Origin of the sequence: Alteromonas confluentis, from assembly GCF_001757105.1 — a bacterium.
Lineage (GTDB): Bacteria > Pseudomonadota > Gammaproteobacteria > Enterobacterales > Alteromonadaceae > Alteromonas > Alteromonas confluentis.
Window position 1 is genome coordinate 479004 of sequence record NZ_MDHN01000041.1, and the last position, 16047, is coordinate 495050.

13 protein-coding genes are annotated in these 16047 nt (G+C 53.0%); 4 read left to right on the forward strand and 9 right to left on the reverse strand.

Annotated elements, in window-relative coordinates; all coding sequences use genetic code 11:
* Positions 1-933, forward strand: a complete 933-nt coding sequence (locus tag BFC18_RS19985; RefSeq protein WP_083273203.1) for a 2-hydroxyacid dehydrogenase — start codon at positions 1-3, stop codon at positions 931-933.
* Between the two features lie 76 nt (positions 934-1009).
* Here BFC18_RS19985 and BFC18_RS19990 read toward each other — a convergent pair whose 3' ends face one another.
* From BFC18_RS19990 to BFC18_RS20020, 7 genes are all read right to left on the reverse strand, one after another.
* Positions 1010-1366 (reverse strand): cupin domain-containing protein, encoded by a 357-nt coding sequence (locus BFC18_RS19990; protein WP_070127420.1) that lies wholly within the window; start codon positions 1364-1366, stop codon positions 1010-1012.
* Positions 1367-1526: 160 nt separating this feature from the next.
* Positions 1527-4655 (reverse strand): efflux RND transporter permease subunit, encoded by a 3129-nt coding sequence (locus BFC18_RS19995; protein ID WP_070127422.1) that lies wholly within the window; start codon positions 4653-4655, stop codon positions 1527-1529.
* 11 nt (positions 4656-4666) lie between these two features.
* Positions 4667-5830, reverse strand: coding sequence for an efflux RND transporter periplasmic adaptor subunit (locus tag BFC18_RS20000; RefSeq protein ID WP_070127424.1), 1164 nt, complete (start codon positions 5828-5830; stop codon positions 4667-4669).
* Position 5831: 1 nt separating this feature from the next.
* Complete coding sequence (locus BFC18_RS20005) at positions 5832-7055, reverse strand: TolC family protein (RefSeq protein WP_070127425.1); 1224 nt, start codon at positions 7053-7055, stop codon at positions 5832-5834.
* Between the two features lie 65 nt (positions 7056-7120).
* Positions 7121-7471, reverse strand: coding sequence for a hypothetical protein (locus BFC18_RS20010; RefSeq protein ID WP_070127427.1), 351 nt, complete (start codon positions 7469-7471; stop codon positions 7121-7123).
* Between the two features lie 15 nt (positions 7472-7486).
* Entirely contained in the window at positions 7487-8338 is an 852-nt protein-coding gene (locus BFC18_RS20015; RefSeq protein WP_070127428.1) for a GNAT family N-acetyltransferase, read from the reverse strand.
* A gap of 107 nt (positions 8339-8445) precedes the next feature.
* A complete protein-coding gene (locus BFC18_RS20020; RefSeq protein ID WP_070127429.1) occupies positions 8446-9612 on the reverse strand; it encodes a M20 aminoacylase family protein in 1167 nt (388 codons plus the stop codon).
* 296 nt (positions 9613-9908) lie between these two features.
* On the opposite strand from BFC18_RS20020, the gene BFC18_RS20025 reads away from it, so the two are divergent.
* Complete coding sequence (locus BFC18_RS20025; protein ID WP_070127431.1) at positions 9909-11375, forward strand: aldehyde dehydrogenase family protein; 1467 nt, start codon at positions 9909-9911, stop codon at positions 11373-11375.
* 26 nt (positions 11376-11401) lie between these two features.
* Positions 11402-12724 carry an NAD(P)/FAD-dependent oxidoreductase gene (locus BFC18_RS20030; protein ID WP_070127432.1) on the forward strand — a complete coding sequence of 441 codons (1323 nt, stop codon included), beginning with the start codon at positions 11402-11404 and terminating at the stop codon, positions 12722-12724.
* A gap of 47 nt (positions 12725-12771) precedes the next feature.
* On the opposite strand, the gene BFC18_RS20035 is transcribed toward BFC18_RS20030, so the two are convergent.
* Positions 12772-13047: a metal/formaldehyde-sensitive transcriptional repressor gene (locus BFC18_RS20035; protein WP_070127433.1), complete on the reverse strand. Its 276-nt coding sequence runs from the start codon at positions 13045-13047 to the stop codon at positions 12772-12774.
* A gap of 73 nt (positions 13048-13120) precedes the next feature.
* On the opposite strand from BFC18_RS20035, the gene BFC18_RS20040 reads away from it, so the two are divergent.
* The gene (locus BFC18_RS20040; protein ID WP_070127434.1) at positions 13121-14203 is read left to right on the forward strand and encodes a cation diffusion facilitator family transporter; all 1083 of its coding nucleotides are present in this window, start codon (positions 13121-13123) and stop codon (positions 14201-14203) included.
* Between the two features lie 56 nt (positions 14204-14259).
* Here BFC18_RS20040 and BFC18_RS20045 read toward each other — a convergent pair whose 3' ends face one another.
* The gene (locus BFC18_RS20045) at positions 14260-16047 is read right to left on the reverse strand and encodes an ABC transporter ATP-binding protein (protein ID WP_070127435.1); all 1788 of its coding nucleotides are present in this window, start codon (positions 16045-16047) and stop codon (positions 14260-14262) included.

Genomic DNA, 16047 nt, shown 5'->3' on the forward strand with positions numbered 1-16047 from the left:
GTGTCGCTGACGCTGCTTTATAAAGGCCCTGCTGAGCGGGGCGAATGCTGGCAACAGGCCGTTGCGGCAGCATTGCCTGAGGTTCGCTGGTTTACCTGGCCAGACGTACCGCAACCGGAAGCCGTTGACGGCTTCATTACCTGGACGCTGCCAGACGATTACCAATCGCGATTCCCGAACCTGAAGGCCATCTTCTCCGTGGGTGCCGGTGTTGATCAGTTCAATCCGGCATCCCTTTCATCCGACCTCAAACTGGTACGCATGGTCGACCCTTCCATTGCTACCCAAATGAAAACCTACGTGCTGACTGCCGTAATGATGCTGCATCGAGAGCAGTTTCGTTACCAGCGTCAGGCCGCACAAAACCTGTGGCAGGCTCACCCGGTAAAACTGCCCCATGAATGTACCATTACCATTTTAGGATTAGGCAGCCTGGGCAGCAGCGTGGCAGACATGCTTCACCAGCTAGGTTTTAATGTGCAAGGCTGGAGCCGCAGTCCGAAAACCCTTGATGGGGTAACCACTCTACACGGCGACGAAGGCCTGAAGGCGCTTTTACCCAATACTGACATTTTGGTTTCCCTGCTTCCGCTCACCGATGAAACCCGCGGGCTATTGAACCAGGATTTACTCAGTCAGTTGCCCAAAGGCGCAGCGTTAGTTAATGCAGGTCGTGGCGAACAGGTGGTGGATGATGATTTGCTGTTCATGCTGGATTCCAGCCATCTGAGCCAGGCCGTGCTGGATGTATTTGAGAAAGAACCCTTACCCGCAAAACATGCATTCTGGGACCACCCGAATATTCATGTTACGCCCCACACCGCGACCGTGACGCGCAATGACACCGCGGCAATTCGTCTGGTCGACAACCTGAAACTGTGGTTGCAGAACGAAACCATGGAGGGCGAAGTAGATAAAACCCGGGGCTATTAACGGCACCCGGGAATAGCCCATAAAAAAGCGCCGGTCAGCGTGCATCGCTCACCGGCGCTTTTTCTTTAATACCGCTTTAATCGTATACGCAAACGTACACTTTTTTGTATTTCTCTATGGTGCGCCAGGTCCCCTGAAAACCATCCTGCATCAGGAATGTATCACCCGCTTTGTAAGTCACCGGCTCGCCGCCGTCTTCTGTTAGCTCAATCAGTCCCTCAATCAGGTAACAGAATTCAAAGAATCCTTTCTTCACTGAACGGTTTACGCTGGCCTCACAGGTCATTACGCCTACTTTGATTTTGTCGTTGCCCGCCGCCACGTGGGCCCACTTTTCCAGTAACGGATTGCCTTCAATCAGAATTTCAGGATTCGCATAACTTTCGGTAGGGGCTTCAGCAGGATGCTGCACAACAGTTTGTAAACGGCTCATTAATTTAAACACTCCGGATAAAAAAATAACGCTGTCTGCCTACCCGGCAACAGCGACTTCAGTTATATCCAGTATAAGCAGGTCGCCCCGGCAGCTTTCGCTAAATCGGCAAGGCTGCGGGGCATAATGATTGGCTTGTCAGATAAAATTCAGACAAAAATTACGCGTCTGTTTTTACCCGGGCAAACCACGGATATAGCGTGGGTAGCACCACCAGCGTGAGTAAGGTGGAGCTGATAAGTCCGCCCACAATTACTGCCGCCAGCGGTTTCTGAATTTCAGCACCTAGCCCGTTAGAAAGCAGCATGGGGATTAACCCGAGCGCTGACGTCAATGCCGTCATCAATACCGGCCTGAGGCGCGAGCAAGCCCCGGAGACAATTGCTCCCATCGCGTCCGCCTGATCTTTAAGCCTTAAATTCAGACTTTCCACCATGACCACACCGTTTAGCACCGCAACGCCGAACAGGGTAATAAAGCCGACAGAGCTTGGCACAGACAAATAGTGTCCACTGATATACAGCGACAGTACGCCGCCTACCGCCGCCAGTGGAATGTTTATCATGATCAGGGCCACCAGCCGCACATTGGTAAAGGCAAAGTAAAGCAACAGCGCAATCATCAGCAGTGAAACCGGCACCACCAGCATAAGACGCTGCATGGCGCGCTGCTGATTTTCAAACTGACCGCCAATCTGCACCGCATAGCCCCCCGGCAGCGCAACCTGAGAGTCGATGGCGTTACGAATATCACTCACCACGCTGCCCATGTCACGGCCATCAACGTTGGCCTGGATCACCACTCTGCGCTGTACATCATCACGTCGTATTTGCGGCGGACCAGACTCGATAGCCACTGATGCCACGTCTTTAAGGCGTATCCAGGCACCCTGCGCACTGAGCAGACGTAGCTCGTTAATGGCATCAATATCATCGCGGAATGATTCGTTGTAACGCACCACAATATCGTATCGCTCGTTACCGCTAATGATTTGTCCTGCCGAAGCACCACCAATCCCCTGCTGCACCAGATCCATCACATCCGCCACATCCAGGCCATAGCGACTCAACTGTCTGCGATCAGGCCGCACCACTAATTGCGCCTCGCCGCTGATTTGTTCCATAGCCACATCCTGAGCACCGGGAATTTGCGCCACGGCGTCAGCGATTTGTTGACCATAATTGGCCAGTACATCCAGATCCGGACCAAACAGCTTGATTGCCAACTCCGCTTTTACACCCGACAATAACTCATCCACACGGGTAGAAATGGGCTGGGAGAAATTGAACAGCAAACCGGGATGCATTTCCAGTTTACGACCCATGGCTTCCTGCAGGCCCACGCGACTTGACGCGGTTTGCCACTCGTCCACCGGTTTAAGACCAATGTAAATTTCGATATTGTTGACCGGCTCAGGATCGCCACCGATTTCTGCGCGGCCAATTTTGCTCACCGCATAAGTCACTTCCGGAAATTCCAATAGCATTTTTTCCAGTTTCGGCGCGACACTCAAGGCAGTATCCAAACTGGCAGAAGGGGCCAGCGTAACCCGCAGGTTAATGGTACCTTCCTCCAGTTCCGGCGCAAACTCCGTACCCAGTTGTGGAATGAGTGAACCCGCTATGGCTACCAGCGCAAGTGCTACACCTACAACGGCCTTTCGATGATGCATAGTGCGGGTCAGCAAGCGCGCGTAAGCCGCCTCCAGCTTCAGCAATACAGGATTTGCCCGCTGGACTACAGGACGGGCTTTCAGCAGATACACCGACAACACCGGCACAAACACCAGGGCAACAATAACCGCGCAAATTAAAGCCAGCATAATCGCAATAGCCATCGGCTGAAACAGCTTCGCTTCTACGCCTTCGAAACTGAACAATGGCGTGAATACCACCAGAATAATGAGCGTGGCAAAGAACACCGGTCGCGCCACTTCCTGGGCGGCACGCACTATCAGTGCGGTGATGTCACCCGCGGCGTTATTGTCTTTCGGTAGCTTCTGATAGATGTTTTCCACCACCACCACCGAGCCATCCACCAGCATACCGATGGCCACCGCCATACCGCCCAGTGACATCAGGTTGGCAGAAATGCCCAGCATACTGAGCATGGCCAGCGCCAGACCGATAGACACGGGGATGGAAATCAACACCAGTAACGTAGCCCGCACGCTGAGTAGAAACAGCGCCAACACCACCACGATAAACAAAAACGCCAGCAGCAACGCGTTGACCACGGTATCCACCGCCTGTCGAATGAGATCTGCCTGGTCGTAGTAGGGTTCAAAGCGCACACCTTCCGGCAGTGCGGCGTTGATAAGGTCGATGCGCTGGTTTATGCCCTGAATCGTTGCATTGGTGTTGGCCCCCATGCGTTTGAGCACCACGCCGGATACAACTTCGCCCCGGCTTTCCACCTTACCCTGCTCGTCTTTCACCGACATGGTTACCGCTCCCTGGCGGATTTCACTGCCCATTTCCACCGCGGCCACATCACCCACAGTGATAATGGCAGCTCCTTCGGTTTTCAGCGGGATCTGTCTTATCTCATCTAATGCCGCTTCACCAGAAGACAACCAGCCTGTTCCCCGGATCACCAGTTGTTCAGGGCCACGCTCCATATACCAGCCACCGGCATTATTGTTATTGCGGGAAAGGGCTTCTACCACGTCCTGTTGCGTCAGGTTGTAGGACAATAACCGATTAGGCCAGAGATTCACCTGATACTGACGTACATAGCCACCGAAAGACAGCACTTCAGTAATACCGTCCACCGGCATCAGCAGCAGCTTAATGAGATAGTCATTCATACTGCGCAGCGCCATGCTATCGTAGCCTGAACCCTCATCGGCAATCAGCAAATACTGGTACACCTGACCAAGTCCCGACGTATTCGGGCCAATGGCTGGCATGCCAATGCCTTCGGGGATCATGTCTGCGGCGATTTGCAAACGCTCAAACACCAACTGGCGGGCAAAGTACACATCGGTGCCCTCGCGGAACACCACCGTAATGCCGGATAAACCGGTTTTCGAAATAGAGCGCACTTCTTCCACATCAGGCAGTGCATACATCACGGCCTCAATGGGATAAGTAATAAGCTGCTCCACTTCCTCAGCGGCGAGTCCCGGCGCTTCGGTATTAATGGCAACCTGAATATTGGTCACGTCGGGAAACGCATCCAGATTCAGCCGGGGGATCATCAGCGCGGCAAAGGCACACAAGCCCGCCAACGCCAGAATTACAATCAGACGCAGTTGTACTGCGCGGTCAATTAAACCTGCAAACATACTGAGTCCTGTTAGTGGTTGTGCGGATCAAAACCGCCTTTGGCGATTTCAGAAGCAACGAAAAAAGCACCGCGGCTCACATAGGTCGTGCCTGCGTTAACACCGCTGATTGCCTGCCATTCGCCGAACTTCGGCCCCAGGGTAACCGTAACTGGAGACAGGTCGCCGTCTTCAGTTTCGGTAAATATCTGCCAGTCGCCGTCGGCATCGCGCATTAATGCAGATTGCGGCACAGCCAGCACACCGGTCGTTTCCGGGCCGTTGAAATAAATGTCCGCAAACATACCGGAATGGAAACGGTGTGCGGTGTTATCCAGGTCAAGCCGCACGGTACGGGTACGACTTGTCGGATCAATCGTATGGGACTCCTGGGTAACCATCGCTTTTGCCGACATGTCACCTACGATCACGCTAGCCTCATCGCCGGGCGCAAGATGCAGATCGTTTTGTGCTGACAGGCGGGCTTCTACCCACAAGTGGGCTTCATCAGACAGCAGCATCAGCGGTTGTCCGGGTTCGATACGCTGCCCCTGATTAAAGTCATCGGTCATAATCAGGCCGCTCGTTTGTGCAGTGAGGGTATATTCGCCCAGCGGATAGCGCTCGTTCTTTTCAATGAGCTCGATGGTGGAAGCAGAAAGGCCCAGCGCCTGTAAGCGCCGACTGGCGGCGTTGTAGTTGGTTCGCGCCTCAATGAAACGTTTTTCCCCAACCGCACGCTGTCCCAACTTGCTGACCCGCTGCCACTCAACATAGGTTTGCTGAAGCTGGCTTTGCGCATCAATCATTTCCTCACTGAACAAGGTAACCAGAGGCTGCCCGGCACTGACTTTCTCGCCCAATGCAGCATGACGAGCCGTTACCACCGAGCTCACTCGAGGAGAAATAATGTAGCTGCGGTAACCATTTACCTTTATTTCACCCGGCGCATAAACCTGCTGACTCAGAGACATTGGCGACAATACTTCCAAATGAATGTCTGCCAGCCCTCGCTGCGCTTCAGAAAGGGCAACTTCAGCCTGCTCTTCATGGCCGCCATGAGCTTGTTCATTATGATCTTCATGCTCGCTTTCATGTGCAGGTTCATGTGACAGATGACTTTGCCCGAAAACCGGAGAAATATTTAATACAGCAAGCAAACTCACTGCTTTCAATAATGTTGATAAATCCTTCATGTTACTGCTCCTGTGAATTCAGTGAAGATATGTGATTTGCCAGACGGGCAGTGATATGCAGGTATTCAATTGTGGCAAGCTGGAAGTTGGCTTTGAGTGTAAGACCGGCCTGCATGCCGTCTCGTAACTGCTGCACTTGCCACTGATAATCAGAAAGGCTCAAGTCGCCTTGGGCATAGCGCGACTGAAGCACCTTTACCTCATTGGCAAGATCGTCTTCATGCAATGCTTGCCATTGCAAAAAGCGTTCTTTGGTTTGATTTAATCGCAGGGCGGCATTGTCGAGGGTTTCTTTGGTACTTCGCATCAGCGCATGCATTTCCTGCTCACTGGCCAGCGCCGCCTCACGTGCAGCATCATTCACTTCTGAATAGTCATTGCGCCACTGCAGCGGTACAGATACGTTCAGCGACACCAACGACTCACCCGCCTGGCGCCCCACCCCAACACCGATATTCGGAACGGGTTTATTGGATTTCAGTTGGATATCAGCGTCTGCCTGTGCGCTCAGCCAGTTAATCCGGGCTTGTTGCAGTGCAGGGAGCCGGGCCACCTCGATAGGGGTATTACCGGGCAGCACCTGCTGCCAGAAAGCTTCACTGACAGGACGATGCATAGCCTGCTCGCCAGCTAATGCCCTTAGTGCTTGCCGGGCATCCAGCCAGTCCTGCATACGTTCATTTTCCGACACCATCCCCTGGCCAACCACGGCTTTCGCCATGGCCACTTCGGTATGGTTAACCTCACCGGCGTTGAGCTGCGCCCGGGTCAGTTCAAGTAACTGTAGATCCTGTCTAACCTGTAGCCGGGCTAATTCATAAGCCTGTTCGCCCAACTCGGCCTGCACTTGCGCGCGCATGAGCTCTGCCAGCAAATCATTGGTGATAATGGTGACACCAAGTCGCCCTTGTTGAGCCATCAGATCACCGAGTCCGGTACGGGATTGTTTTACATCCCACCAGTCGATATCGGACGACAGTCCTACCTGAAAATTGGTTTCATCACCTTCCCGTTCGAGGGAACTGTCGAAAGACGGGTTGTAAAGAGGCCGAGCCATGGCCGCCGCGGAATATTCCGATGCAGTCATTTGATGGGTGTAAGCCTGCATGGTGGGATGCTGCCGTACGGTCTGCATTGCCCACTTCGACCAGGAAGTAGATTCCGCCGCACACAGCGATGTACTGAGTGCGAGCAATAAGCCCGCACCTAAAAAGCGATGTTTCATTGAATTTATCTCTTAACGATGACACGCACTTCGGCCTACGCCGAAGCATGAAGAAAGCCTGTTCGTTAAGCGATAGGAGGTCGAAGCAGGTTGCTCCAATGGCCTTCCGTCAGAGGCTGGATAAGGGAATGACGGGTGTAAAACTGATTATCAGTATTCAGTGCTTTTACTGCTACGGGCAGGTAAATATGCTGGGCGCCGTGACAATGACAGCAGTGCTGACAATCGAGTCCGTATTTGTCGGTGGTCTTTGGGTCTTCCTGAAACTGAGTGCCGGAAATATCAACGGCATCACTCTTCACATGAAAATCGGTATCCTGATGGGCTGCGTGCGAGTCGAAAACCACACTCATTGCCTGCGAACTTACTGAAAGCAGCAGCAATAAAATGAGTGTTTTAAACGAACGACTTCGCATACTGATGGCGACCTGTTATCCGAATGCCTGGGAAATGAGGCTGTAGATGGTAACACCGCTTTGTGACGACGGCAAAAATTTACCTTTTACCATTACACTGACTTTGTCGACCTGCGCCAGTCCCAGAGATTCGAGCCAGGGTTTCAGTGCTAGCGCTTCTTCGGTAAGGTCAAAGCGGATAAACCCGGTTTCATCTGCCAGCAAGCGGCTGATTAACGCTTTGGCCGTGTCATCATTATCCGCCAGCACCGGCCCGAGCGTCTGGCCATGTCCGCTGGTACGCAGCATGGCGAATCCTGCCGGTTTACCCTCGTTAAAGGCAACCAGTCCTTTTCCTGTGGCAGCCACGGCTTTGAGCAGTGATTCCCGTGAACACCCGTAAGCGGCCGCATCCAGCGCGATTACATCTTTCAGCGTGGTTTCGTCCAGATCGCTAAATGACAGCGCAGAATTTGTCACCTCAGGTTGAGCTGTCAGCTCGCCCTGCACCTGATACACAAACCCGCACTCTTCAAAACCGCATTGCTGATACAGGCGTGTCCCGGCCACGGTAGCCACAAGCTGCAAGTTGCGCGCGCCAGTCTGACTCATCACCGTGTCCATTAGAGTTCTGCCAAGGCCGTTGCCCTGACGGTGCTCGGGCACCACCACCAATCCTACGGAGGCGTACTCACTGCCGTAATCCCACCACAGGATGCAGCCAGCAATTTCACCGTCAGCATCTTCGATGATGCTGCCGTTACCCTGGGAGAAATGCAGTTGCCAATCGCCCATCCGGTGGGGCCATTTAACCTGCTGAGTAAAGGTTAAACAGGTGGGTAAGTCGGTGTCACGCATTGCGCGAACGGTGAATTCAGTTTTATCCATTGGCTTTAATTACCTGCAATGTATAGAAAAATTTCGTAAATAGTGTAACGGTGCCGACTCAGCAGATTTTGCCGTTTGAGATGCGTTCACAAGTCACTTCTGTGTTTTCACACCATCTGTGACGGCAGAAAATCTTCCACCAGTGCCACGTGAAGGTTCACGCCGGTGGCGATGATATCGTCATTGAAATCGTAACCGGGGTGATGCAGAGGAATATGTTCACCGCCACGGCCCTGCCCTAACCACACATAAGCGCCCTCACAAGCCTGCAGCATAAAGGCGAAGTCTTCAGAGGTGAATGCCGGCTCCGGGGCCTGTACTGCCTTACCGACTGTTGCCGCCACTTTCAATGCATGCTCGGCAGCCGCCCCCGCATTAATCGTGGCCGGATAATAGCGATGATAATCAATACTGATTTGTGTGCCGGAAGCCAATGCAACGCCATCAATCACCTGACGGACGGCGGCTTCAATCTGATCTTGTACCGCTGGGTCAAAGGTTCGCACTGTGCCGGTAAGTGTCACCGCTCCGGGTAGAACGTTATGCGAATTGCCGCCGCTTATCTGAGTCACCGACAATACGGCGGTAGACGTAGGCGCAATCCGACGGGAAACGATGGTGTTGAGTTGGCTCACCAGCTCACTGGCAGCCAAAATGGCATCCGGCGTCTGATGAGGGACGGCAGCATGACCGCCTTTGCCTTTCACTTTAATCGAAAATTTATCTGCCGCCGCCATAATTGGCCCCGGACGGGTTGAAATGGTTCCCGCCGGTAAATCCGGCCAGTTGTGAAATGCATAAACCCGGTCACAGGGGAAACGATCGAACAAGCCATCTTCTATCATGGCTTTCGCCCCCGCCTGCCCTTCTTCGGCCGGCTGGAAAATAAAATGCACCGTGCCATCAAAATTGCGGGTGCGGGCTAACTGGCGGGCAGCACCCAGTAGCATGGTGGTGTGACCGTCATGGCCACAACCGTGAAACACGCCATGATGGCAGCTGGCGTAAGGCAATCCGGTTTCCTCGACAATGGGTAACGCATCCATATCCGCACGTAATCCTAGCGAGCGGTTTGAATTACCCACTTTCAGCGTGCCGACCACACCGGTTTTTCCAACGCAGGTAGTGACTTCTAGCCCAATTTCCCGCAGACTCGCCGCCACTTTTTCAGCAGTCTTCACTTCTTCATAAGCCAGTTCAGGATGGGCATGAATGTCTCGCCGGAACGACACAAGCTCATCGAGCAAATCATCAATACCGGTATGCTGAGTCATAATGTTGTCTCCTGAACAGGGTGAAAATGGAACGGTCTTTTGCTGGCCATACGGGCAGTCTTGCAGGATGTCAGTGTAGCGTGTCCGGTGCAATGAAATCGGCCTGTTTGTACTGCTTTTTTCAATATAATTTGCCGTTCAGACAAATAAAGCGGCACCCAATGCTGCTTTATCACCCCTATACTGGATTCCACTAACTTGCAGCAGAATCTGCCGGTCACGTTTCTCGCAGACACATGATCATCGCAGACAGATGGCCACCAGAACTACGCAAAGACATAAACAGGAAGCGCATAATGAGTAAACAACCCGTCGAGCAATTTCTTGATAGTAGCCGCCTTAAGCAGGCTTATATCAATGGTGAGTGGATTGCACTGTCCGGGAATGCGCCCTTTGACGTTATCAATCCGGCGACAGAAGAACCGGCTGCAACTATCCACCTAGGCAATCGGGACGATTTAAACAAAGCCGTGGCAGCCGCCAAAGCAGCATTTCCGATCTGGGCGAATACGCCGGTAGAAACCCGTCTGGCCGCACTGGATAAAATTATTGAACTGATTGAGGCGCGCACTGAATTACTGGCTAATCTGATGTCCCTTGAAATGGGCGCTACTCTGGCTTATGCCCGCGGAACCCAGGTTCCCCTTGCCGCCGCCCATATCCGTGTCGCCCGTGAAAATCTGGCCAAATACGAATTTACTGAAATGCGTGGTACCACCGCGGTCACCCGTGAACCAATTGGCGTAGCGGGCCTCATCACCCCATGGAACTGGCCTCTTTATCAGGTGACGGCCAAAGTAGGACCGGCTCTGGCTGTTGGCTGTTCAATTATTCTTAAGCCCAGTGAGCTTTCACCGCTGAGCGCTCTGGCGTTCGCCCAGATTATCCATGATGCCGGCGTGCCTGCCGGGGTATTCAACCTGGTGAACGGCAACGGCATTGATGTGGGTGAGCCCATGGCCAGCCATCCTGATATCGATATGATTTCCTTTACCGGTTCTACCCGCGCCGGCGTACTGGTTGCCCAGGCAGCAGCACCTACGGTAAAGCGTGTTGGTCAGGAACTGGGCGGCAAGTCGCCGAATATTCTGTTGCCTGATGCCGATTTTGCCAGTGCAGTAGGTCCTGGTGTACAGGCCGGGATGCGCAACAATGGCCAGTCCTGCAGTGCACCAACCCGAATGCTGGTTCCCAGAGAACGTCTGGCAGAAGTTGAGAAATTGGCCGCCGAATCTGCCGAATCTATTGTGATTGGTCTGGCTGATAACGAACTGGCCACCCATGGCCCGGTTGCCAATAAGCCGCAGTTTGAACGGGTACAAACCATGATCCAGCGCGGTATCGATGAAGGCGCCCGCTGTGTCACCGGTGGTACCGGACGTCCTGAAGGTTTTGACCGGGGCTATTATGTTCGCCCTACCGTATTCAGCGATGTCACGCCAGACATGGATATTGCACAGGAAGAAATTTTTGGCCCGGTGCTGTGCCTGATCCCTTATGACAGTGTGGAGCACGCCATTCAGATTGCCAATGACACTGTTTATGGGTTGGCGGCACATGTGCAGTCCACCGATCTGGATGCAGCCAGAAAAGTCGCCCGTCAGATCCGCTGTGGACAGGTACTGATTAACTATCCAACCTGGGACCCACAGGCACCTTTTGGTGGTTTTAAACAATCAGGCAGTGGCCGGGAATACGGCATCGAAGGTCTGGAAGAATATCTCGAAATCAAAGCCATTGTAGGCTTTGAAACGCAAGCATAACGAAATTGATGTAAGGTACTACAAGCATGTCTCCGCAACTGAAAAAAATTGCAAGCAACGAGAAACTGCCCTCAGAGGTAGATGTTGTCGTCATTGGCGGCGGCATTATTGGTGCTGCTGCGACCTATTTTATGTCAAAGCAGGGTTATAAAGTCGCGCTGATTGAAAAGGGCCTGGTGGGCTGCGAACAATCCAGCCGCAACTGGGGTTGGTGTCGCCAGCAAAACCGCGACGAACGTGAACTGCCTACCTCCGGGCTGTCTATGCGTTTATGGGATGAAATGTCCCGTGATATTGGTTTTGATCTGGGGTTCCGCCGCTGCGGACTGCGCTACGCCACCGACGATCCGAAACAGTTGGCCCAGTGGGATTCATGGCGAGATCTGGCAAAGCAGTACGGTGTAAATACCGTCATGCTGAATGCCAAAGAAGCCAACGAGATGATTCCGGCCAAAGGCCGCACCTGGCTTGGTGGTGTGCATTCTATTGACGACGGTAAAGGAGAACCCGCCATTGCCGCCCCGATGATTGCCGAGGGAGCAAGAGCACTGGGCGCAACGATTCACCAGAACTGCGCTGCACGTGGCCTTGATATCAAAAACGGCAAGGTTGAAGGGGTTATCACCGAAAAAGGCACCGTCAAAACCAGTAAAGTACTGTGTGCTGCGGGCGCCTGGGCATCCGCTTTCTGTCGTCATCACGGCATCAGTTTTCCTCAGGCTAGCGTGCGTCAGACCGCTTTTCGCACCAAGCCCATCACCAATATCGGTGAAGCGATTTATACCAGTAACGTCGCCCTGACCCGTCGCCTCGATGGCAGCTATACGGTTGCGATAAGTGGCACTGCGCTGCTGGAGTTTACCCCTCAGGGCATTCGATATGCCAAACCCTTCATGCCGATGTTTATGCAACGCCTGAAAGCGGTACAGGTGAATATTGGCAGTTCATTCTTTAAAGGCCCGGAAGCGTTCAATCGCTGGACCAATGATGGCATTTCACCGTTTGAAAAGATCCGTATTCTCGACCCGGCACCGGTGAAGAGCAACCTGCGGAAAACTATGGAAACGGTAAAAGCCCTGTTCCCGGCACTCGCCGAAATGGAAATGGCAGAAAGCTGGGGAAGTTATGTAGACTGCACCCCAGACGCCATTCCGGTTATCTCCCCAATCGACCAGATTGACGGGTTCTTTTTGGCAGCAGGTACCTCCGCTCACGGATTTGGTCTCGGACCGGGCCTCGCCAATGTGGCCGCCGACATGGTATTGGGTAACACCCCCGCCATCGATGCCAGTTCCTACCACCTCTCCCGGCTACTGGACGGCTCGAAAATCCGCGTTGGTGCGATCTGAGGTATCTTGCTGCCAGTTTGTCAGCCGGGCTTTTATGCCCGGCTTTTTTATTTAAGGTAAGACTTCAGAATTTTGTTCAGCGCGTCTATTTCCTCGCTACGCTGCGCATCGGTCAGTCCCGGCGCCCCCACGTGTTCGCGAATGTGCTCCTCCAGTATCGTGGTCATCAATCCATTCATGGCGCCTTTTATCGCCGTTACCTGCTGCAGGATAGTCAGACATTCGTTACCTTCTGTCAGCGACTTTTCCACTGCATTTAACTGACCGCGTATTTTCTTCACCCGGGTGACTAACGCCTGCTGATTTTTGTGAATGTGCGCCATTTAAAGACCTGTTCTTTTCCAAAATAGTATACTGGGGTATAGTATATTAAAAGTTTGCAAAGGTTAACTAATAATGTCTGTAAAAGCGGCTGAAGCACGCATTCACTCCCACGATTTTTATGTTGAATCAGGCGATTCAGAAAAGAAAATCAATCTGGTCTTTTTACTCACTACCCTGACCATGATTGTAGAAATCGCAGCGGGAAGCTGGTTCGGGTCCATGGCTTTGCTGGCCGATGGCTGGCATATGTTTACTCATTCGGCTGCCTTTGCGGTATCACTGTTTGTGTACTGGTATTCCCGCAAGCACCGTCATAACCGTGACTTCTCTTTTGGCACCGGTAAGGTTAACGCTCTGGGTGGATTCGCGAGTGCGGTTGCGCTGGCAACAGTATCGCTTTTTATGCTGATGGAGTCTGCGGGCCGGCTGTTTATGCCACAGGCTATCAGCTTTGATGAGGCAATCGTGGTCGCCGTGATTGGTTTTATCGTTAACGTGGCTTCGGTTTTTCTGCTACATGATCATCATGGTCATGGTCATCATGATCACGGGCATAGCCATCAAGACCATGGGCATCATCATAGCCACCATGAGCATCATTCCCACGCACAGGGTCATCACCATCACGCCCATTCTGATCACCACAAGCATGTCCACCATGAACATACTGATCATCACCACCATCATGCAGCCGAACACACTGCACATCATGAACACGCTGCGCATCAGGGGCATCACGACCATAATCTGAAAGCCGCTTATCTGCATGTACTGGCAGATACTCTGACGTCGCTGCTGGCGATTATTGCGTTAGTATTGGGGAAATTTTATGGCTGGCTGTGGGCAGATGCTGTGATGGGCATTGTCGGCGCAGTGGTTATCGCGAGATGGGCCTGGGGACTGATCACCCATAGCAGCGCAATGCTGCTCGATAAATCTGTTACTCCAACAAAATTTGATGCCGTGAAACAGTTACTTGAAAAGGACGGGCAAAGTACCGTGACCGATATCCATTACTGGCAACTGTCCGCTGGCCACAACGCCGGGATCATTTCATTGACCACGGCGTCGGAATTAACCCCGGATGAAGTAAAGGACAAGGTCAGTGAGTTGCTGCCCTGCGATCATCTTACCGTTGAAATTAATCCTGCCTGAAAATAATAAGCCCGTTGTACACAGCAACGGGCTTTATCATCATGATCCGTAAAGGATTAACTATAACTCAGCATCGCCTCATCACGGTGACACAGAACAGACTTACCGGATGAGAGTTTGCGCGACGGTGGCGCTTCACTGTCACATAAGCCATTCAGTTTAACCGTGCAGCGGTCTCGAAAGCGGCACAGGCTGTCACTGTTGCTGATGGGGATATTACGGGCTTCCTGATCCTGATTGCGGCTATCCAGCCACTGTGGGTCCAGCGTAGGCACACTGCTCACCAGCAGGTCGGTGTACGGGTGATACGGCGCAGAGGCAAAGGATTTTCCGCTGCCATGTTCGACCTTACTGCCCTTGTACAGCACCACCACTTCATCACACAGGTGTTTTACCGTGGAAATATCATGACTAATGAACACAATGGCGATATTCAGTCGCGCCTGTAATTCTTCCAGTAGTTCGAGAATAGCAGCCGCCACAACGGTATCCAGTGCTGATGTCACCTCATCACAGAGGATCACGCTGGGCTCTGCAGCCAGTGCACGGGCCAGGTTAATACGTTGCTTCTGCCCGCCGGACAGAGCACCGCATTTACGATCGGCAAGTTCCACCGGCAACTTAACCAGTTCCAGCAGCTCGGCCACCCGTTGCTTGCGGGCTGCCCCGGTGAGACCGTGGAAAAAGGTGAGCGGCCGGCCCAAAATATCACCGACCTTATGGGCGGGATTCAGTGCCGTATCAGCATTCTGGAACACCATCTGAATATGCTGGCATTCTTTTTTGTCTCGATCTGCAATCGCAGAAAACAGTTCACGTTTGTTCAGCAGCATGTAGCCGCTGGATGCGGGTAACAATCCGGCAATAACCCGGGCAAATGTCGACTTACCAGAGCCCGACTCGCCAATGATCCCCACAGTCTGACCACGACGGACCTTCATAGAGATATCCGACAGAATAGGAATTTCTGGCCTGCCGTCGGGTTTGATTCTGCCGTAGCCTGCTTCGATATTGGCAATTTCCAGCACCACATCGCTATCGGCTTTGTTTTGAACAATGTCAGAGTGCTGGACGGCACTGAGTAGCTGACGGGTGTAAGGGTGTTCGGCATCGCTGAGTATTTTGGTGGTGGGATTATTTTCCATCACCCTGCCCTGCTGCAGCACCAGAATGCGGTCAGCCATTTGCGCTACCACCGCCAGATCATGGGATACATAAACCGCTGTGGTATTGGTTGCCTTCACCGCCGCTTTGAACGCTTTGAGCACATCCACCTGTGTGGTGACGTCAAGGGCAGTAGTGGGTTCGTCAAAAATCACCAGTTCCGGGTCGCAAATCAGCGCCATGGCCGCCATCAGTCGTTGTAATTGACCGCCGGACACTTCGTGGGGATAACGTTTACCGATGGTATCCGGCGATGGAAGGGATAGCTGCGCAAACAGCTTCACCGCTTTTTCTTCAGCCGCTTTGCGGGACATTACGCCATGCATGAGCGCGCTTTCTACCACCTGATCCATGATCCGGCGGGACGGATTAAATGCCGCTGCAGCACTCTGCGCCACATAAGCGACTTTGCGTCCTCGCAGGGTGGCCAGCTGTGCATCCGTTTTATCGGCCATATTGTCGTTGCCCACCATCACCGCACCGCCGCTTATCCAGCAGCCCGGGCGGGCATAACCCAGCATGGTCAGCGCGATGGTGGTTTTCCCTGATCCCGATTCACCAATCAGCGCGAGCACTTCACCACGCTGCAGGCTGAAACTGACGTTGTGGACAATGGTTACCGGTTGCTCCGGCGAGCCTGCCTGCACCTGTAAATTATCGACAATGATATGTGCTGTCAT

Bases quoted from the DNA above. Each gene is read 5' to 3' on its own strand.
- BFC18_RS19990 (WP_070127420.1), bottom strand. From the start codon at position 1,366: ATGAGCCGTTTACAAACTGTTGTGCAGCATCCTGCTGAAGCCCCTACC.
- BFC18_RS19995 (WP_070127422.1), bottom strand. From the start codon at position 4,655: ATGTTTGCAGGTTTAATTGACCGCGCAGTACAACTGCGTCTGATTGTA.
- BFC18_RS20000 (WP_070127424.1), bottom strand. From the start codon at position 5,830: ATGAAGGATTTATCAACATTATTGAAAGCAGTGAGTTTGCTTGCTGTA.
- BFC18_RS20005 (WP_070127425.1), bottom strand. From the start codon at position 7,055: ATGAAACATCGCTTTTTAGGTGCGGGCTTATTGCTCGCACTCAGTACA.
- BFC18_RS20010 (WP_070127427.1), bottom strand. From the start codon at position 7,471: ATGCGAAGTCGTTCGTTTAAAACACTCATTTTATTGCTGCTGCTTTCA.
- BFC18_RS20015 (WP_070127428.1), bottom strand. From the start codon at position 8,338: ATGGATAAAACTGAATTCACCGTTCGCGCAATGCGTGACACCGACTTA.
- BFC18_RS20020 (WP_070127429.1), bottom strand. From the start codon at position 9,612: ATGACTCAGCATACCGGTATTGATGATTTGCTCGATGAGCTTGTGTCG.
- BFC18_RS20025 (WP_070127431.1), top strand. From the start codon at position 9,909: ATGAGTAAACAACCCGTCGAGCAATTTCTTGATAGTAGCCGCCTTAAG.
- BFC18_RS20030 (WP_070127432.1), top strand. From the start codon at position 11,402: ATGTCTCCGCAACTGAAAAAAATTGCAAGCAACGAGAAACTGCCCTCA.
- BFC18_RS20035 (WP_070127433.1), bottom strand. From the start codon at position 13,047: ATGGCGCACATTCACAAAAATCAGCAGGCGTTAGTCACCCGGGTGAAG.
- BFC18_RS20040 (WP_070127434.1), top strand. From the start codon at position 13,121: ATGTCTGTAAAAGCGGCTGAAGCACGCATTCACTCCCACGATTTTTAT.
- BFC18_RS20045 (WP_070127435.1), bottom strand. From the start codon at position 16,047: ATGACAGCACATATCATTGTCGATAATTTACAGGTGCAGGCAGGCTCG.